The organism is Mycolicibacterium obuense, from assembly GCF_055397605.1.
This window is the reverse complement of the sequence record NZ_AP043663.1, coordinates 5158555-5175499: the sequence shown is the minus strand read 5'-3', so window position 1 is coordinate 5175499 and position 16945 is coordinate 5158555. Positions and strand designations below refer to the sequence as shown.

Sequence of the window (16945 nt, the reverse complement as noted above, 5' to 3'; positions counted from 1 at the left end):
CGTCACAGAGGGTACCGCTTCGCGGCGGCCGTCCGGTGCAGCGCGAGCGTGGCGCGGAGGTCGTCGAGCAGCGGGTCGACGAAGTCCGCGCGGTGTTTGGCGTCGGTGGCCGCGCGGGCGCTCAGGTACATGAAGGTCAACGCGATCAGGATGAGCGTGATGTGGGCCAGCGCCTGGTCGACCGGGAGCGTGATGTCCAGCCACTGGCTGCGCGCCGGATTCCCGTCGGTCAGGTGGTCGAGAACCGTGCCGTTGAGCACCACCAGCCCCATCACGAAGAAGATCACGCCGGTGACCAGGGCGAGGACCAGTGCCTGGATGCTCTGCGCCAGCGACACCACGGCGACGACTCTGGCTCGCTCCGAGCGTCGCAGGGGTGGCTCGATGTCGGCGATCAGGGGACTGCAGGCGTGGATGGACTCGGTGACCGTGAAGGCCAGCGCGATCGCGGCCATACAGCACACCAGCAGCCAGATCCGGGTGGTTTCCAGGTTGGCGGCGATGTACCAGACGGTGTTGTTGAAGAACACCAGAAGGGTGAGCAGGACGACGGGCAGGGCACGTGCGAGCAGTTGGGCTGCCGAGCGGAGGTGGGTGAACGTGGTGCGCAGCGCCCAGCCGAGGATCGCGCCCATCCCGGTACCGGTGGCGGCGAGGATGACCAGGATCACGGCCACGTCGACGGCTTCGGTCCGGAAGGCGGTCCAGCCGCCGGCCTGGTAGGTGTCCGACGCCAGGCCCACCACGATCGAGGCCCACGCGATCAACCCGCGTGCTCGCGGGCTCGCGATGCGGCTCACCGCGAACGCGACCAGGGCCATCAGGGGCAGCAGCGCCGCCAGCACCACGAGCACCGACCAGTCGGCGAAGGACGGGGACGTGCTGATGTCGATGTCCTGGTCACCGGAGGCGATCAGGACGTAGAGCTCGAGCACCATCAGCGTGGCCCAGGCGGCCAGGGCCGGTGCTGACCGGCGCACGACTGCGTGCCAACCGTCGGTGACGAGGGCCTCTCGAGTTGCCGGGCGGACGGTCATCGCAGCCGGAAGATGACGGCCCGCTGCACGATGAAGTTGATGACGGTCGCGGTGCCCTGGGCGATGACGAAGGCGACCGGTACCCGCCAGGGCTGGTTTTCGAACTGCATGTAGAAGACGTAGTTGATGCCGACCTGGACGGCATAGGTGACGGCGTAGAGCGCCACCACCGCGATGAAGCGGGCCCGGCTCGGCGGCGCCTGGAAGGTCCACCGGCGGTTGATCAGGTAGGCGGTCGTCGTCCCGGCGATGAAGCTCAGCGTCTTCGCGACGTTGACATGCAGCCCCGCCGCGAGGAACGCGACGTAGAGACCGAAGTCCACGATCGCCGACAACCCACCGGTCAGGACGAAGCGCCAGATCTGCGTCGTCAACGGGAGCTGTGGTGACATCGGAGGCTCGGCCACCCGGGCAGCTTAGAACGGGGGAGGTCCGTGGGGTTCGGCGCCGTGCCGTTGGTTCAGACGGCGGGCCGCGGTGACCGCACGCGCCCGGCTCTGGGCGCGTGTGTGTCGGCGCCGCGGCATCATCGCACCGCGCGCCTCGCACGCCGGCGGCCGCGGAGGATCGGCGTCCCACAGCGTGCCGGTTGGGCGGCACAGCGACGGAAACAGATCTCGACTGCCCGGATACGTCGTGTACTCATGGCCGGTCGGACTGGTCCAGATCACCGTGCCGTCGGGCAGCTGACGATCGTGCCATCCTTCGAGACCGGCCCAGAACGTTTTCAGGAGATGATGAAAACGGCACAGCGTCTTGAGGTTCGATGCGTGCGTGGGCCCGACGGGATACGGGACGGTGTGGTCGATGTCGGCTTCGGTGGCGGGCACGTCGCAGCCGGGGAAGCGACAGGTGACATCCCGGCAGCGGATGAATTCGGCGAGCGCGCGGGACGGCACGTAGCGCTCTTCGGACGGTGCGTCACCGGGATGGACGATCTGTCGTAGACGAGCGCGGGTCAGGTTCAACGCCTCCACCGACGTGACCCCTGAACCGAAGATGAGCGCGGGCTTGTCCTTGCGGGCGGGCTCCTCGGTGACCCTCTCCTCCACCTCGTCGATGGTCTCGCTGTCGGCGATCACGTAGACCGTCGTGTTGGGGCTCGGCGTCGGCCCGGTGGCGGCGTCGCAATCGTCGAGACCGCACTGGCACACCAGCGCGTCCAGCCCGACGCCGACGGCGCTCAGTGCATCAGCCCGGCGGTTCTGCAGGGTGCGGGGGTCCGCGGCGCAGACGGTGTGCGCGATGGCCTCCAGGCGATCCTCCAGTGCGGTCGCGTCGGCGGCCGGCAGAAGCGCCCAGACGCTCGTGAAGCCCGGCGCGTCCGAGGGTGAGCCGAACTCGACCCGCCGTCCCGCCAGGGACTCCACCACCTGGCGCACCGCGATCGGATCGTGCGCCAGCACGGTCGCGTCGATGGCCTGCTCGATCTTCTTCTCCGAGAGCTGCCCCCAGCGGTCGACGCGGTCGGCGATCGCAGCGTCGACTTCGGCCATCACCGCCGGATCGGTCACCAGCCCGGTCCGGTAGACGATCTTGCGGATCAGCAGATCGCTGATGAGTCCCTCGGCGAACAGCGCCGCCACCCGGGGAAGCCGGTCCCTCAGCGCCACCGCCCGTTGGGTCTGGTGGAGTGCAAGCCCCTGCGTGACGCCCACGGCCACCGCCACCTCCGCGGCGACCGCTGCCTCGGGGTCCAGCCACCACCCGGAGCGGTCCTCGGCGTCGACCCCGGTGCGGCGGGTGAACAGCTCGGCCATCACCGCCATCTTGCGCGCCGCGGCGGCGTTCTCCTCGCGTGACCACTGCCGGGCAGCGTCGATCAGATCGGCGGCGCTGAGCCTGCCCAGATCTGACATTTCGAACATGTGTTCGATGATAATGGAGCCCACCGACCGCGTTGACTCACTAGAAATGCGCGCAAATGGGCGGGCCGTTGCCTCATCAGAAATGCGCGCGTAGGCCCAGTAGATGGGGTTGACGTTGACCGAGCGCCGAGCAATCACCGAGGCGGCTGCGAAGCGCTATCAGCTGGCAAGCAAGGGCGTCAAAGGTCGGATCCTCGACGAGTTGTGCGCCAACACCGGGTGGCATAGGAGTCACGCCCGCAAGGCGCTGAAACAGGCGCTGGTGCCCAGGATTGTGGCCAGGCGCAGCCCGCGTCCTGTGAAATACGGGCCGGAAGTCATCGCAGCGTTGACGGTCTGTTGGCAGGTCTTGGAGATGCCGGCCGGCAAGCGGCTGGCGCCGATGCTCGGTGAGCTGGTGGCGGTGTTGCGGCGTTTCGGAGAGCTGACCATTACCGAGGACACCGCGGCATTGCTGACCTCGATGTCGGCGGCCACCATCGACCGCAGACTTGCCGGTGAACGCGCCAACCGCCAGCTCAGAGGGCATGTGGGCACGAAGCCAGGATCGCTGCTCAAGACCCAGATACCGGTACGCACCTGGGCGGAGTGGGACGACGCCCAACCCGGGTTCGTCGAGATCGACCTGGTCTTCCATGACGGCGGCGACCGCGGTGGCGGCCATGCATTCACCTTGACCGTCACCGATGTCGCGACCGGCTGGACCGAAAATCGATCCGTACCGAGCAAATCCGCCAAAAATGTGGTGGCGGCTCTTAACGACATCGCTAACACGATGCCGTTTCCGATCATCGGAGTGGATTCCGACAACGGATACGAGTTCATCAACGGTCACCTGCTGTCGTGGTGCGAGCGGCGCCATGTCACCTTCACCCGGGCGAGACCAGGCAACAAAAACGATGGCTGTCATGTCGAGCAGAAAAATTGGGCCGTGGTGCGTTCAGTCGTGGGTTACTACCGCTACGACACCGCCGCGGAGCTGTTGTTGCTCAACGAGATCTGGCGTTTGCATTCGAAGCTGGCCAACTACTTCTGCCCGCAGCAGAAACTGATCTCCAAGACTCGTCGCGGTGCCAAAGTTTCCAAGAAACACGACCAGGCGACCACGCCGTACCGGCGTGCGATCGATCACCAGACCATGACGGTTCAACGCGTCATAGCGCTCAAGCGGATCTACTCGCTCATCAATCCCGCCGCCACACGGCGCCAACTCCACGCCTTGACCGTCCAACTTTTCACCCTCGCCACCAGCAAACCCACTAACGACGGCCAACCGGCCATCACCAAGCGCGCACGCTCACGTGAGGCAACGACCACTCCTACGCGCGCATCTTGACGTGAGGCAACAGGCCGACAAGTTTCAGTCATGTGTTTCTGCCACCCATGATCAAATTTCTGCCACCCGAAATGTTCTGCGGCACCGGCGGGTTCCAGATATCAGATCACCACGATCGGAAACCAGAAGAGGGCAAGACAATGAAGAAGATCTCCATCACCACAGCTGCCGCCGCCGCCCTGACCGCCGGAGTCCTGGGCTTGGCCGCCCCCGCATACGCCGCCCCGACCGGAGGCGACGCCGAGCAGACCATCAGCGCGCTCGAGGCGCAGGGCAACCGGGTCGTCGTGACCCGCCAGTCCAGTGCGCCGCTGGATCAGGCGTCGGTCGTCTCCGTGACGCGCGGGCCCATCCAGCGCGGCGCCGAGCCGTTCGGCACCTCCAACGGCGATTCGAACCGCTCGACCATCGACCAGACGATCTACGTCACGGTCAAGTAGTCCTCCGAGATCCCCCCTCGGAAAGTGCGAAGGGCGCCCCCACAAGGGGCGCCCTTCGTCATGTCCGAGCTACAACCGACTGGCGGCCAACACCTCGCACAATGCCGAAACTGCCGATCCGAAGGCATGTTCCGGCGGCGCGGCGTAACCCACGACGATGCCGTCGCGCTCATCGGTCATGGCGTCGGGATGACGCAGGATCGACAGCCCGGTCAGCGCGATGCCGGCCTCACCGGCGCGACGCATCACCTCGGCCTCGGTGCCATCGGGAAGGGTCACGAGCAGGTTGAGCCCGGCCGCCAACCCGACTGTGTCCACGCCGAACGGCGCCAAGGCCTGCACGAGAGCGTCCCTGCGGCGCCGGTATCGCCCCCGCATGCGTCGGATGTGGCGGTCGTAGTACCCGCGCGCCACGAACTCGGCAAGGGTGAGCTGATTGATCACGTCGACGGAGAACTGTTGTCCACCAGCCGCTTCGACGACAGGATCCACCAGTGTCTCCGGCAGGGCGAGCCACCCCAGCCGCAAGGCCGGGGACAGGCTCTTGCTGACGGAGCCGAGATAGGCGACCCGACCGGGGTCCAGCGCCTGCAGCGCGCCGACGGGTTGGCGGTCGAAGCGGAACTCTCCGTCGTAGTCGTCGTCGAGGACGACACGGGATGTGCGACGGGCCCATTCGACCACCGCCGCCCGTCGGGCGGGGTCTAACGGCATCCCGAGCGGATTGTGGTGCGCCGGCGTCAGGAGCACCCCCGTCACGTCGAGTCCTTCCAATTCCTCGACGACGGCCCCGTGGTCGTCGACCCCGATCGGCACCGTCGACCCGCCCGCCGCCGTGATCGCGTCGCGAAACAGGTGCAGCCCGTACGCCTCGACCGCCATCGGCCCACCCAGCACGCGGGTCAACAACTCCACCGCCTGACGAACCCCGGCGCAGATCACGATCGACTCGGGGGAGGTTCGGACGCCGCGCGCTCGGGCGAGGTAATCGGCCAAGGCGCAACGCAATTCGACCCGTCCCCGCGGGTCGCCCATGTGGAGTGCCTCGCTCGGCGCGGCAGTGAGCGCCCGACGCGTGCAGGCGATCCATTGATTGCGGGGGAACTCGGACACATCCGGCGACCCGGGCATGAGGTTGTGCACCGGCGTCACCGAGCGGCCGCGGGGCCGGACACCGATGGGCGGCGCAGCCGTGTTCAGCACCCAGGTGCCCGCGCCCTGGCGGGACGCGAACCACCCCTCGGCGACCAGCTCGGCATAGGCGTCAGCGACGGTGTTGCGCGCCAGTCCGAGGTCGGCAGCCAAGGTGCGCGACGCCGGCAGCATGGTGCCGGGCGGCAGCCGGCCGGACCGCGCCGCGTCCCGCAGCGCCGCCATCACCGTGTCCTTGGCTCCCCGTGCACCTGGGGTCAGCGCATCCCGTAGCTCGAGGTGCAGATCCCGCGCTCCCGAATTGGCCCAAGAAACCATGGTTCGATTAGACCACCGAGGCGGGCTTTTCACGCCTAGCGTCGACGGTATGACACATACACTGACCGGCCCGAGATTCCCGATCTACAAGAGCTCTCCCGAGCTGTACGAAGCGATGATGGCGCTGTCCACCGCCGCCGCCAAGGACGTCGAACCGGAACTGGGCGAGTTGATCAAAATCCGCGCCTCGCAGATGAATCGGTGCGCGTTCTGCCTCGACATGCACACCCGCGATGCTCGCAAGCTCGGGGTGAGCGACCAGAAGATCGACGTGCTGGCGGCGTGGACCGAAGCCGGCGACCTCTTCACCGCGCGCGAACAGGCCGCGCTCGCCCTCACCGAATCCCTCACCGTGCTCGGCGATCACGGCGTCCCCGAGGACGTCTACGCCGTCGCCGCGGATGCGTTCACCCAACGTGAACTCGGGCAGGTCATCGCCATGGCCGTCACCATCAACGCCTGGAACCGGATCAACGCCGCCGTGCAGACGCCGCCGCCCCGCCGCTGAGTCCCCGAAGAAGTGCCGTTGGACCCTACGCGCGGGCGGCGCCGCCGACGAGCATGAGCACCATGGATGCGACAACCACCCCGGTGACCGAGCTGTCCGAGTCGCAGAGTTGGCAGCTGCTGTCGGGGCTCACGCTCGGCAGGCTGGTGACCACCGTCGGCGGCTGGACCGAGATCTTCCCGGTCAACTACGTCGTCCAGCACAAGACCCTGCTGTTCCGCACCGCCGAGGGCACGAAACTGTTGACCGCCGTTCTCAACGAGAACGTCGTGTTCGAGGCGGATGACCACAACGTCGTCGAGGGGTGGAGCGTCGTGGTCCGCGGAACAGCCAAACTTCTCAGCACCGCCGCCGAGATCGCCGAAGCCGACAGCGCCGGCCTGTATCCGTGGGTCGCGACCCGCAAGTTGCGCTACGTGCGGATCACCCCGCACACGCTGACCGGGCGCCGGTTCGTCTTCGGTCCAGAGCCGGATCAGACCGCGCTGGTCAGCTGAGCGTCACACCCAGTACGGCACCCGCGCACGGTACTGGCGCATCGCCAGCGCGGCGAACAGCCAGCCGAACGCGGTCAGCACCAGCACGACGACCCAGTGCCGCAGCTCCTGATCCGCGCCCAGCAGCGGTGCCCGCACGATGTCGAGGTAGTGCAACAGCGGGTTGAGTTCGACGATCTTGGCCCAGTGCCCGGCCCCCTGGGCTTCGAGCGTGGATTCGTTCCAGATGATCGGCGTCATGAAGAACAGCAGCTGCACCAGGCTGTTCAGTAGCGGGCTGATGTCCCGGTAGCGGGTCGCGAGGATGCCGAAACACAGTGACACCCAGACACAGTTCAGCGCAATGAGACCCAAGGCCGGGATGACGGCGAGGTCGGTCCACGTCCACGGCTTCGGATAGATGATCGCGATGATCACGAAGATGATGATGTTGTGCGCGAACAGGATCATCTGCCGCCACACCAGACGGTAGACGTGCACCGACAGCGGCGTCGGAAGCTGTTTGATCAGACCTTCGTTGGCGATGAACACCTCGGCGCCCTCGAGGATCGAGGCGTTGATCAGGTTCCAGATGATCAGCCCGAGCGTCACGTAGGGAAGATGTTCGGACAGTTCGAGTTTGAACAGCTTCGAGTACAGCGCGCCCATCGCGACGGCGGTCGTCCCGGTGGCGATCGTGATCCAGAACGGGCCCAGCACCGAACGCCGGTACCGCTGCTTGATGTCCTGCCAGCCCAGGTGAAACCACAGTTCGCGCTTGCCGAAGCCGCCGACCAGGTCGGCCCACGCCCGGCCGAAGGTCCGAGACTGCGCCGCGGCATCGGTGAACGTCATCGGCGGGTGAACCTCTCTCGTCGTCCCAACCGCCGCAACCGAATCCACTCGGCGAATCCCCGGGGGTCGCGCGTCGACACCAGGAAGTACCAGCCGAAGCGCAGCCACTCCTGCGCGACGAGCTTGCGCATGCCCGGTTGCGACTGCAGGTAGCCGCGGTTGCGGTAGGTGTAGAACCTCTTGGTCTCGTTGTCGGGGTACTGGGTGTGCATCCGGCCACCCAGGATCGGCTTGAATTCCTCTGTGCCGCAGGGGTGCAGATAGACCGCATCCAGGCAGGTGCCGAACGGCAGGCCCGTGCGAATCAACCGTCGGTGCACCTCGGTCTCGTCGCCACGGATGAACAAGCGCAGATCCGGCACGCCCACCGCCTCGATCGTCGACGCGCGGAACAGTGCGCCGTTGAACAGCGAGGCGATGCCGGGCAGCAGGTCACCGTTGCCGTCGGTGCGCAACTCGCTGGCCAGCCGTCGCCACGCCAAACCGCGGCGCAGCGGGAAGGCCAGCCGTTCGGGCTGCTCGAGGTTGCACACCATCGGCGACACCTCGGCCAGCCCGTGCCGCTCGGCGCACCGCAGAAGGGTTTCCAGCACCTCACTGTCCTGGGGGCGGCCGTCGTCGTCGGCCAGCCACACCCAGTCCGCGCCGAGCGCCAGCGCGTGCAGCATGCCGAGGGCGAACCCGCCTGCGCCACCGAGGTTGCGCTGCGAGGCCAGGTAGGTGGTCGGAATCGGTTGTCCGGCAACGATGTCGCGGACCCGATCGTCGGCATCGTTGTCGATGACGATCAGGTGGTCGGGGCGCCGGCTCTGCGCCGACACGATGTCGAGGGACTTCGCGAGTTCGTCGGGCCGCCGATGGGTGACGACGACGGCGCATACGGTCTCAGCCACGCGCGGTCTCCTCGAGGACCTCCCGCACATGGCGGGCGGCGTCCTCGCCCTCGTAGGCGCGGACGACGTCCTCGATGCCGCCCTCCATCTTCACGGTGCCGTGGTCGATCCACATCGCGGTGTTGCACAACCGGGCCAGGAATTCGTTGGAATGGCTGGCGAACACCAGGATTCCGGACCGCGCCACCAGGTCGGCCAGCCGGGTCTGCGCCTTCTTCAAGAAGTCCGCGTCGACGGCGCCGATGCCCTCGTCGAGGAGCAGGATCTCGGGATCGATGCTCGTCACCACACCCATCGCCAATCGCACCCGCATGCCGGTCGAGTACGTCCGCAGCGGCATCGACAGGTAGTCGCCCAATTCGGTGAACTCGGCGATCTCGTCGACCTTGGCGAGCATCTGCTTGCGCGTCTGTCCGAGGAAGAGTCCCCGGATGATGATGTTCTCGAAGCCGGAGATCTCGGGGTCCATGCCGACACCCAGGTCGAACACCGGCGCCACCCGGCCCCGCACCGTCGCCACCCCGCGCGTCGGCTCGTAGATGCCCGACAGCAGGCGCAGCAGCGTCGATTTGCCCGCACCGTTGTGGCCGACCAGACCGACCCGGTCACCCATCTTCAGCGACATCGTGATGTCGCGCAGCGCCTCGATGACGACGACGTTGGACTCGTTGCGTCCGATCGCACCGCCGGCCTTGCCGAGGAAAGCCTTCTTCAGCGACCGCGTCTTGGCGTCGAAGATCGGGAACTCCACCCACGCGTTGCGCGTCTGGATGAACGGTTCCGACGACTGGGGACTGCTCACCGACGTCTCACAGGTACTGGCCGGTACCGGGATGCCCGGGCCCGCCGCGCTGCGCCGGAATGCTCACGCCGGGCGGCAACGCTCCCTGGCGCATCTGCTCGAGCTGCTGACGGGCGGCCATCTGCTGAGCGAACAGCGCGGTCTGAATGCCGTGGAACAGGCCTTCCAGCCAGCCCACCAGCTGCGCCTGGGCGATGCGGAGCTCGGAATCCGACGGCACCGCGTCTTCGGTGAACGGCAGCGTGAGCCGCTCGAGTTCGGCGCGCAGCTCCGGCGCGAGACCCTCCTCCAGCTCGCTGATGCTGGTGCGGTGGATATCGCGCAGGCGGCCGCGGCTGGCCTCGTCGAGCGGAGCGGCGCGGACCTCCTCGAGGAGCTGCTTGATCATCGTGCCGATCCGCATGACCTTGGCGGGCTGCTCGACCAGGTCGGACAGCGATTTGCCCTCGGAGCCCTGCTCGGCGTCGGACGTGCCGTCGCCGATGATCTCGATGTTGTCGTCGTTGTCCGAAGTCATGTTCCTAGAGTGCCCCAGCGTCGCGTCGTCATTCCGGTCGGGCTGCGCGCCACTGGTAGATGCGCGTCTCGCCGTTGTCGTAGATCTTCTCCCAGGAGCGGGATTTGTCCAGCGACGCCAGACCGTCGGGGATGACGAACCCCCGCACCACCGGCGTGCTCACGAGAAGGTAGCGGATGTTGAGAGCTTTGACGGCCTCGGCCACCCGGGGATCGGTGTCGGCGTCGTCGGCGTAGGCCCAGATGATGAACCGGTTGTAGCCGGGGCCCTGCTGCACCGGGTAGTCGTAGTGCGTCCACAGCGGGTGCAGGTCGGCGACGGCGTACATCCATGCGGTGCCGTCGGTGTTGGCGTTGGCGATCAGCGTGTCGCGCGCCCCGGGCAGCGTCGCGAGGTGAGCGAAGGCCTCGAGGTCCTTGTCGTCGATGATCACGGAGTCGTACTTCTCGCCGAACAGGAACTCGTGGCGCGGGAGATAGTGCACGGCCGAGGCGACGGCGGCCACCGCGAGCACGACCGCGGCGGTCGTGTGCCGAACGCGCGCCGATACCGCCGGGACGCGCGCGGCCACCCAACAGGCGCCGGTGACGGCCGCGATCCCGGCCAGCGCACTCAGCAGCAGGGTGATCACCGCGGACAGCCGGCGCGGGTCGCTGTAGAAGAGGTCGCTGAACTGGCCGACGGCTGCCCCGAACGGGCCGCCGAACGGCACGGACGAGTGCACGATCGAGATGACCAGCAACAACCACACCAGGGCGGGCCACCACACCCGCCGCACGACGATCAGGACACCACCGGCCGCCGCCAGTGCGATCAGCCACCACTGGATCGGGAAATCGTTGAGATGACGGGTGTGCTGCACGACGGCGTCGAACAGCGCGCGCTTCCTGCTCTGGTGAGTGACGAAGGAGTGGCCCTCGATGATCTCCGCCTGTTGCAGCACGCCCAGGAACTGAGGGAGCAGCAGCGCCACCGCCGGGGCCCCGATGGCGAAGAGAGTGATGGTGTCGGAGAGCCGCCCGCGCACGGGCCGGCGCAGCACATCGACCAGCCACCAGGCGGCGACGAGGACGACCGCGATCACGCCGCCGGTGATGTGGACGGTGAACAGACCGACGACGGCCAACACCGCCATCGGGATGCGGTCGCGGTGCGCCAGCGTCGTGGTGACGAGCACGAACACCGGCACGGCGATGCCGTAGGCGGCGAGGTTGGGAATCGAGGCGGTGTCGAACTCGACGAACGGGACGGCGGTGAACGACGCGGCCAACACCGCCGAGGTGGCCGCGGCCCCGAACGTCGGCCACGGCGCCGCCCAGCGGTGCATGAGAAGCCACGTCAACATCGCGGCGCTCGCGGGGAACAGCCAGCAGGACACCGCGACGGAGAACACCGTGTACGCCGTCGCCGGCGCGGCACCGGCCACCTGGGCGAACACCGCGGCCAGCGCGTGGAAGGCAGAGGGGTAGTACAGCGCCTCGAGGGTTTCGACGTTGCGCAGTTCGCCCATGTGGGTGGGGGAGGCCTGGCCGGTGTCGAGGATGAACCGGATGGTGTTGGCGTGCCAGACCGCATCCCAGGTGCTGGGAATCGACTGCCAATTGGCCAAACCCCGCGCGGCGGCGACCCAGATCAGCACCGCCCCCAGGACCACGCCTCCGCCGACCAGGAGCGTCGCACCGCGCGGCGGTCGAGGTCTCTCGGGCGCCTGGGGGGTGGTCCAGATCCGTCGGGCCAGCACCCGCGAACCGGCGATCGCGCCGGCGACGACGGCGAGAGTGAGCAGTGCGGTGCCCGCGTTCCAGGGCACCCCGAGCGCGCCGAACGGCACGATTGCCATGGCCACGGCGCCGTAGGTCAACGCCGGCGCGACGGCCACCGCAGCCGGCCAGTGCAGCCCACCGCACCGCGCGATGATTGCCCCGGGGACAACCAGCAACGCCAACGCGAGTAGCACTCCGTACCCGAAGCTCACTGGACTAGTATGGCTGCCCAGATGACCCGTACCGGCCACGGCATGGGCAGCACGAGCGAGGTCGGGCAATCGCTCACCGTCCGCGATGCGGCGGCACGGCGAGGTTCCCTGGACGCACTAAGGTGGGCTGACATGGCATACGACGTCGCCCGGGTGCGGGGTCTGCACCCGTCGTTGGGCGATGGCTGGGTGCACCTGGATGCGCAGCACGGCATGCTGCTGCCCGATACGGTCAGCCGCGCGGTGTCCACGGCTTTCCGTGGCTCGATGCCGACCGTGGCGAGTGCGCACCCGTCGTCGCGGCGCAGTGCCGCGGTGCTGGCCGCGGCCCGCCAGGCGGTGGCCGATCTGGTCAACGCCGACCCTGCCGGCGTCGTTCTGGGTGCCGACCGCGCGGTGCTGCTGACCTCGCTCGCCGACGCGGCGTCTGGCCGTGTCGGGCTCGGATACGAGGTGGTGGTGTCTCGGCTCGACGACGAGGCCAACATCGCTCCGTGGCTGCGCGCGGCGAACCGCTACGGGGCGCAGGTCAAGTGGGCCGAGGTCGACATCGAATCCGGGGAGCTGCCGACGTGGCAGTGGGAGGGCCTGGTCAACCGGGCCACCCGGCTGGTCGCATTGACCTCCGCGTCAACGACTTTGGGCACCGTCACCGAGCTTCGCGAGGTGACCAAACTGGTCCACGAGGTCGGGGGGCTCGTCGTCGTGGACCACTCCGCGGCCGCGCCCTACCGCCTGATCGACATCGACGAGGTCGAAGCCGACGTGGTGGCGCTCAACGCGCTGGCCTGGGGTGGGCCCCCGATCGGCGCGCTCGTGTTCCGCGACCCGTCGCTGATCGATGCGTTCGGTTCGGTGTCCCTGGCCCCTGAGGCGACGGGCCCGGCGCGTCTGGAGCTGGGGTCACACCAGTTCGGCTACCTCGCCGGCCTGGTGGCCAGCATCGAATATCTTGCCGGTCTTGAGGATTCGGCCCAAGGCAGCCGTCGTGAGCGGCTTGCGGTGTCGATGAGGTCCGCCTCGGGCTATCTCGACGGCCTCTTCGACTACCTGCTGTCCTCGCTGCGGGTGCTGCCCACGGTGATCGTGATCGGTAGCCCCGAGGAGCGCATCCCGGTGCTGAGCTTCGCCGTGGAGAACGTGCCCGCCGAGCGGGTGGTGCAGCGGCTCGCCGACAACGGCATCCTCGCGATCGCGAACGCGAACTCCCGCGTGCTCGACGTCATCGGCGTCAACGATGTGGGTGGTGCGGTCACGATCGGGCTGGCGCACTACAGCACCGCAGCCGAGGTCGATCAGCTGGTGCGGGCCCTGGCCTCACTCGGCTGACCCTCGCTAATCGCCTACGCGCAGAATCACTTTCCCGGACACGTCGCCGGACTCGAGCAATTCGTGGGCCGCTTGGGCTTCTGCGATGGGGAACTCGGCGCCGATCACCGGTCGGACCTGACCGTCGGCGATCATCGGCCACACATTGTCTCGCACCTGCGTCACGATCGCGGACTTGCCGGCCGGCCCGTCCACAGGGCGGGCGCGTAGTGCCGTGGCGAACACGCCGCCGCGCTTGGCCAGCAGCTTGCCGATGTTCAGCTCGCCCTTGACGCCGCCCTGCATGCCGATGATCACCAGGCGGCCGTCGTCGGCCAGGGCGTCGATGTTGCGATCCAGATAGGCCGCTCCCATGATGTCGAGGATGACGTCGGCGCCGCCGGCCTCGCGCAGCACCTCGACGAAATCGTCGGCGTGGTAGTCGATGGTGATCTCGGCGCCGAGTTCGGCGCACAGCTCCAGCTTGTTCGCCGATCCGGCGGTCACGGCGACCCGGCAGCCCAGCGCGCCGGCGACCTGGATGGCGTGGGTGCCGATGCCGCTGGCACCCCCGTGCACCAGCAGCAGCTGGCCCGGCTGCACGCCGGCGGTCATCACGATGTTCGACCAGACGGTGCAGGCGACCTCGGGTAGCCCGGCGGCGTACGGGAGCGGTATCCCTTCGGGTGCGGGGAGCAGCTGAGAGGCCGGAACCGCCACGTATTCGGCGTAGCCACCGCCTGCCAGCAAAGCGCAGACCGGTTGCCCCTGCGACCACTGCGGATCGTCGAGATCGGCACCCAGGGCCTCGATCACCCCGGACACCTCGAGACCGATGATGTCGCTGGCGCCCGGCGGGGGCGGATAGTGCCCGGCTGCCTGGAGGAGATCGGCCCGGTTGACCCCGGCGGCGGCGACCCGCAGCAGGACCTCGCCGGGGCCGGGTGTCACATCGGGGACTGCCTGCCAGGACAGTCGGCCGGAGTCCGCCACGATAGCCAGCATTCGGGCAACGCTACTACGCAGCGGAAACCGCATTTCCTATTGCCCGATGGCACTAGGGCGCGACCTCTAATATGTGGCAATGGAGGGGATCACGGGGGGGCGTAGCGCAAGCGATACGCCAGGTTTGGACATGTCAGAACAACGAGCGTGGCAGAACTTTCTGGAGGCGTCGCTGCGCCTGTACGCCACGATGAACAGAGCCTTGGTGGACAAGCACAAGCTCACCTTGAACGACGTACGGCTGCTCGATCTGCTGGCTGCATCGCCGGCAGGGGCGGCCCGAATGGGAGATCTGGCGGAGTCGTTGATGTCGCTGCCGAGTCGCGTCACGCGGCAGATCAATCGTTTGGAGAAGCAGACCCTGGTGACCCGGGGCGCGAGTCCGGACGACGGCCGCGGGGTGCTGGCTTTCATCACGGTGCAGGGCCGCGACGCGCTGTCCGCGGCGCAGCAGACGTACGGGGCGGCGGTACGCGAGCACTTCGTGGACCGTCTCTCGCGACCTCAAGTGACTGCGATGGGGGAGAACTGCCGCCGGATCAGCACCGCGCTGCAGTCGGGTGCGCCGTCGGCGAAGGTGGGCCGCGTCTAGACTGACGCGCGGTGGCGTGGCAGAGCGGCCTAATGCACTCGCCTTGAAAGCGAGAGACGGCTAACACCGTCCGGGGGTTCAAATCCCTCCGCCACCGCTGTTACTTGTCTTCGAAAGTCAAGGCAAGCGGGTTCGCAATGGTGCACAGTAATTGCCGTGAACCGACACACCGCCGCGCTGCTGGCCGCCGCGACACTGGTCGCCGCTCCGCTGGCCACCGCATCACTGTTGAACGCGCCGACCGCAGCCGCCGACATCTGCGCCGGAGTCCACGGCCGCTTCGTCGGCGTCGAGGGCTGCGGCGCGCCGATCGCCAACGGCGTCGAAGCCGGTGTGGCGGCGGCGGCAATCGCCTCGTCGGCTGTTCCCTACGTGCCCGGCGAGATCCCCTGCTACACCGTCGAAGGGGTGCCCTACTTCACCCCGCCCGGAGACCCCTGCTGAACATGACTGCGGCCGGCTACGGCCGCAGTTGGTGTCCCCCGATCGGTGGACATCGAATTCCGCCGGAGCGTTCCACCCAATAGCGGATGTGTTCATCCGGCAAAGCCGTCACTATCGACCCATGACGATGGAAGCGGCCCCTGCCGGACCCACTGCCACCCAACCGCTCTGGCGGATCGCGCTGTCCAGTTACGTGGGCTCGGCGATCGAGTTCTACGACTTCTTCATCTACGGCACCGCCGCGGCACTGGTGTTCCCGACGGTGTTCTTCCCCGACCTGAGCCCGATCATGGCGACGACGGCCTCGCTGGGCGCGTTCGCGGCCGCGTTCCTGGCCCGGCCGGTCGGGGCGGCGGTGTTCGGTCACTTCGGCGACCGCATCAGCCGCAAGCAGACCTTGGTCGTGACGCTGCTGCTGATGGGCGTCGCGACCGTCGGAGTGGGTCTCATTCCGAGCACAGCAACCATCGGTATCGCGGCTCCGCTGTTGCTGCTGGGTCTGCGGCTGGTCCAGGGCTTCGCCGTCGGCGGCGAATGGGCGGGCGCCGTCCTGCTCAGCGCAGAGAACTCGCCCCAGGACCGGCGCGGCTTCTTCGGGATGTTCACCCAGCTCGGCCTGGGCACCGCGCTGGTGTTGGCCAACCTCGTGTTCTGGGTCGTGCAGGCCGCCTTCGGCGAGGATCCGGGCTCGGCGTTCTTCGCCTGGGCCTGGCGAATCCCGTTCCTGCTCAGCGGAATTCTGATCCTCGTGGCGCTCTACATCCGCATGCACGTCAAGGACTCCCCGGTACTCGGCGAGGACACCGGACACCAGGGCGCCCCGCTCGTCGCGCTGTTCCGTCGGCAGGGGCGGCAGGTGCTGCTGGCTGCCGGGGTCGCCGTCTGCGCTCCCATGCTGGTGTTCCAGGCGGGCACCTTCTTCGTCCACTACGCCGCCGAGCGGCTCGACTTCTCCTACGACCTGGTGTTGATGACCGGGGTGATCGGCGGTCTGTGCGCGGTGGGCTTCGCAGCGGTGTCGGCAGTCCTCAGTGACACCTACGGCCGGCGTCGCATCGTGTCGTGGGGGTTCGCGTTGACGGCGCCGTGGGCGTTCGTGGTGTTCCCGCTGATCGAGACCGGCGACAAGATGATGTTCGGCGTGACGATCGTGGTGACCTACTGCCTCATCGGCTGGTGCATGGGGCCGCTCGCCGCGCTGCTGCCGGAGATCTTCGCCCCCGAGTACCGCTACACCGGCGCCGCGTTGTCGCACACGCTGGGCGCGATCATCGGCGGCGCGCTGCCGCCCGTCGTGTCACCGCTGCTGCTGGCCAACTACGGCGGTTGGGCGGTGTCGGTCATGATGGGCGCGCTCGGACTGGTCAGCTTGGCGTGTGTCCTGGCGCTGCCGGAGACGGCGGGCCGCAGGATCTAGGC

18 protein-coding genes and 1 tRNA gene are annotated in these 16945 nt (G+C 67.8%); 9 read left to right on the top strand and 10 right to left on the bottom strand.

The genetic code is table 11. The features are described 5' to 3' along the window. Nucleotides 1-2 precede the first annotated feature (2 nt). Genes ACZ50N_RS25105 through ACZ50N_RS25095 form a run of 3 tightly spaced genes read right to left on the bottom strand, consistent with a single transcriptional unit; the run spans nt 3 to nt 2905 of the window. Nucleotides 3-1037 (bottom strand): hypothetical protein, encoded by a 1035-nt coding sequence (locus ACZ50N_RS25105; protein ID WP_464474055.1) that lies wholly within the window; start codon nt 1035-1037, stop codon nt 3-5. After that, entirely contained in the window at nt 1034-1429 is a 396-nt protein-coding gene (locus tag ACZ50N_RS25100) for a GtrA family protein (RefSeq protein ID WP_464475707.1), read from the bottom strand. The genes ACZ50N_RS25105 and ACZ50N_RS25100 overlap by 4 nt, the downstream gene beginning before the upstream one ends. Before the next feature lie 24 nt (nt 1430-1453). Beyond that, nucleotides 1454-2905, bottom strand: a complete 1452-nt coding sequence (locus ACZ50N_RS25095) for an HNH endonuclease signature motif containing protein (protein ID WP_464474054.1) — start codon at nt 2903-2905, stop codon at nt 1454-1456. A gap of 103 nt (nt 2906-3008) precedes the next feature. Here ACZ50N_RS25095 and ACZ50N_RS25090 point away from each other — a divergent pair, with 103 nt between their 5' ends. Further along, nucleotides 3009-4241 (top strand): integrase catalytic domain-containing protein, encoded by a 1233-nt coding sequence (locus ACZ50N_RS25090; protein ID WP_048421677.1) that lies wholly within the window; start codon nt 3009-3011, stop codon nt 4239-4241. 140 nt (nt 4242-4381) lie between these two features. Beyond that, a complete protein-coding gene (locus tag ACZ50N_RS25085; protein WP_046363513.1) occupies nt 4382-4681 on the top strand; it encodes a hypothetical protein in 300 nt (99 codons plus the stop codon). Between the two features lie 69 nt (nt 4682-4750). Here ACZ50N_RS25085 and pdxR read toward each other — a convergent pair whose 3' ends face one another. Continuing rightward, nucleotides 4751-6151, bottom strand: coding sequence for a MocR-like pyridoxine biosynthesis transcription factor PdxR (pdxR, locus tag ACZ50N_RS25080; protein WP_464474053.1), 1401 nt, complete (start codon nt 6149-6151; stop codon nt 4751-4753). 49 nt (nt 6152-6200) lie between these two features. Here pdxR and ACZ50N_RS25075 point away from each other — a divergent pair, with 49 nt between their 5' ends. Next, on the top strand, nt 6201-6659 hold the full coding sequence (locus tag ACZ50N_RS25075) for a carboxymuconolactone decarboxylase family protein (RefSeq protein ID WP_046363500.1): 459 nt from the start codon (nt 6201-6203) through the stop codon (nt 6657-6659). A gap of 62 nt (nt 6660-6721) precedes the next feature. Next, nucleotides 6722-7156: a pyridoxamine 5'-phosphate oxidase family protein gene (locus tag ACZ50N_RS25070; protein ID WP_046363512.1), complete on the top strand. Its 435-nt coding sequence runs from the start codon at nt 6722-6724 to the stop codon at nt 7154-7156. Between the two features lie 3 nt (nt 7157-7159). Here ACZ50N_RS25070 and wzm read toward each other — a convergent pair whose 3' ends face one another. From wzm to ACZ50N_RS25045, 5 genes are read right to left on the bottom strand one after another with little or no spacing between them, the layout of a single operon-like run. Then, nucleotides 7160-7990, bottom strand: a complete 831-nt coding sequence (gene wzm / locus ACZ50N_RS25065; protein WP_046363499.1) for a galactan export ABC transporter permease subunit Wzm/RfbD — start codon at nt 7988-7990, stop codon at nt 7160-7162. Next, on the bottom strand, nt 7987-8883 hold the full coding sequence (gene glfT1 / locus ACZ50N_RS25060; protein WP_464474052.1) for a galactofuranosyltransferase GlfT1: 897 nt from the start codon (nt 8881-8883) through the stop codon (nt 7987-7989). The genes wzm and glfT1 overlap by 4 nt, the downstream gene beginning before the upstream one ends. Then, the gene (wzt, locus tag ACZ50N_RS25055) at nt 8876-9685 is read right to left on the bottom strand and encodes a galactan export ABC transporter ATP-binding subunit Wzt/RfbE (protein WP_046363497.1); all 810 of its coding nucleotides are present in this window, start codon (nt 9683-9685) and stop codon (nt 8876-8878) included. The genes glfT1 and wzt overlap by 8 nt, the downstream gene beginning before the upstream one ends. 7 nt (nt 9686-9692) lie before the next feature. Further along, entirely contained in the window at nt 9693-10202 is a 510-nt protein-coding gene (locus ACZ50N_RS25050) for a bacterial proteasome activator family protein (protein WP_046363496.1), read from the bottom strand. A gap of 28 nt (nt 10203-10230) precedes the next feature. Next, nucleotides 10231-12177 (bottom strand): DUF6541 family protein, encoded by a 1947-nt coding sequence (locus ACZ50N_RS25045; protein WP_464474051.1) that lies wholly within the window; start codon nt 12175-12177, stop codon nt 10231-10233. Nucleotides 12178-12309: 132 nt separating this feature from the next. On the opposite strand from ACZ50N_RS25045, the gene ACZ50N_RS25040 reads away from it, so the two are divergent. After that, nucleotides 12310-13506, top strand: a complete 1197-nt coding sequence (locus tag ACZ50N_RS25040; RefSeq protein WP_133414769.1) for a cysteine desulfurase-like protein — start codon at nt 12310-12312, stop codon at nt 13504-13506. A 6-nt stretch (nt 13507-13512) separates the two neighbouring features. Here the strand turns inward: ACZ50N_RS25040 and ACZ50N_RS25035 are convergent, their stop codons facing one another. Then, nucleotides 13513-14490 (bottom strand): NAD(P)H-quinone oxidoreductase, encoded by a 978-nt coding sequence (locus ACZ50N_RS25035; protein ID WP_464474050.1) that lies wholly within the window; start codon nt 14488-14490, stop codon nt 13513-13515. A 79-nt stretch (nt 14491-14569) separates the two neighbouring features. Here ACZ50N_RS25035 and ACZ50N_RS25030 point away from each other — a divergent pair, with 79 nt between their 5' ends. The 4 genes from ACZ50N_RS25030 to ACZ50N_RS25015 all read left to right on the top strand — a co-directional run bounded on the left by ACZ50N_RS25030 (nt 14570) and on the right by ACZ50N_RS25015 (nt 16943). Then, on the top strand, nt 14570-15082 hold the full coding sequence (locus tag ACZ50N_RS25030; RefSeq protein WP_046363492.1) for a MarR family winged helix-turn-helix transcriptional regulator: 513 nt from the start codon (nt 14570-14572) through the stop codon (nt 15080-15082). A 10-nt stretch (nt 15083-15092) separates the two neighbouring features. After that, nucleotides 15093-15179 (top strand) — tRNA-Ser (locus tag ACZ50N_RS25025). Nucleotides 15180-15238: 59 nt separating this feature from the next. Continuing rightward, nucleotides 15239-15526 (top strand): hypothetical protein, encoded by a 288-nt coding sequence (locus ACZ50N_RS25020; RefSeq protein ID WP_052765215.1) that lies wholly within the window; start codon nt 15239-15241, stop codon nt 15524-15526. Between the two features lie 121 nt (nt 15527-15647). Then, the gene (locus ACZ50N_RS25015) at nt 15648-16943 is read left to right on the top strand and encodes an MFS transporter (RefSeq protein WP_046363491.1); all 1296 of its coding nucleotides are present in this window, start codon (nt 15648-15650) and stop codon (nt 16941-16943) included. Nucleotides 16944-16945 lie beyond the last annotated feature (2 nt).

What these genes read in the sequence shown, in the direction of transcription:
- ACZ50N_RS25075 (WP_046363500.1), top strand. Translation starts at nt 6,201, where the DNA reads ATGACACATACACTGACCGGCCCGAGATTCCCGATCTACAAGAGCTCT.
- ACZ50N_RS25015 (WP_046363491.1), top strand. Translation starts at nt 15,648, where the DNA reads ATGACGATGGAAGCGGCCCCTGCCGGACCCACTGCCACCCAACCGCTC.
- ACZ50N_RS25050 (WP_046363496.1), bottom strand. Translation starts at nt 10,202, where the DNA reads ATGACTTCGGACAACGACGACAACATCGAGATCATCGGCGACGGCACG.
- ACZ50N_RS25090 (WP_048421677.1), top strand. Translation starts at nt 3,009, where the DNA reads ATGGGGTTGACGTTGACCGAGCGCCGAGCAATCACCGAGGCGGCTGCG.
- pdxR (WP_464474053.1), bottom strand. Translation starts at nt 6,151, where the DNA reads ATGGTTTCTTGGGCCAATTCGGGAGCGCGGGATCTGCACCTCGAGCTA.
- ACZ50N_RS25100 (WP_464475707.1), bottom strand. Translation starts at nt 1,429, where the DNA reads ATGTCACCACAGCTCCCGTTGACGACGCAGATCTGGCGCTTCGTCCTG.
- ACZ50N_RS25070 (WP_046363512.1), top strand. Translation starts at nt 6,722, where the DNA reads ATGGATGCGACAACCACCCCGGTGACCGAGCTGTCCGAGTCGCAGAGT.
- wzm (WP_046363499.1), bottom strand. Translation starts at nt 7,990, where the DNA reads ATGACGTTCACCGATGCCGCGGCGCAGTCTCGGACCTTCGGCCGGGCG.
- ACZ50N_RS25085 (WP_046363513.1), top strand. Translation starts at nt 4,382, where the DNA reads ATGAAGAAGATCTCCATCACCACAGCTGCCGCCGCCGCCCTGACCGCC.
- ACZ50N_RS25105 (WP_464474055.1), bottom strand. Translation starts at nt 1,037, where the DNA reads ATGACCGTCCGCCCGGCAACTCGAGAGGCCCTCGTCACCGACGGTTGG.
- ACZ50N_RS25035 (WP_464474050.1), bottom strand. Translation starts at nt 14,490, where the DNA reads ATGCTGGCTATCGTGGCGGACTCCGGCCGACTGTCCTGGCAGGCAGTC.
- ACZ50N_RS25030 (WP_046363492.1), top strand. Translation starts at nt 14,570, where the DNA reads ATGGAGGGGATCACGGGGGGGCGTAGCGCAAGCGATACGCCAGGTTTG.
- ACZ50N_RS25095 (WP_464474054.1), bottom strand. Translation starts at nt 2,905, where the DNA reads ATGTTCGAAATGTCAGATCTGGGCAGGCTCAGCGCCGCCGATCTGATC.
- ACZ50N_RS25040 (WP_133414769.1), top strand. Translation starts at nt 12,310, where the DNA reads ATGGCATACGACGTCGCCCGGGTGCGGGGTCTGCACCCGTCGTTGGGC.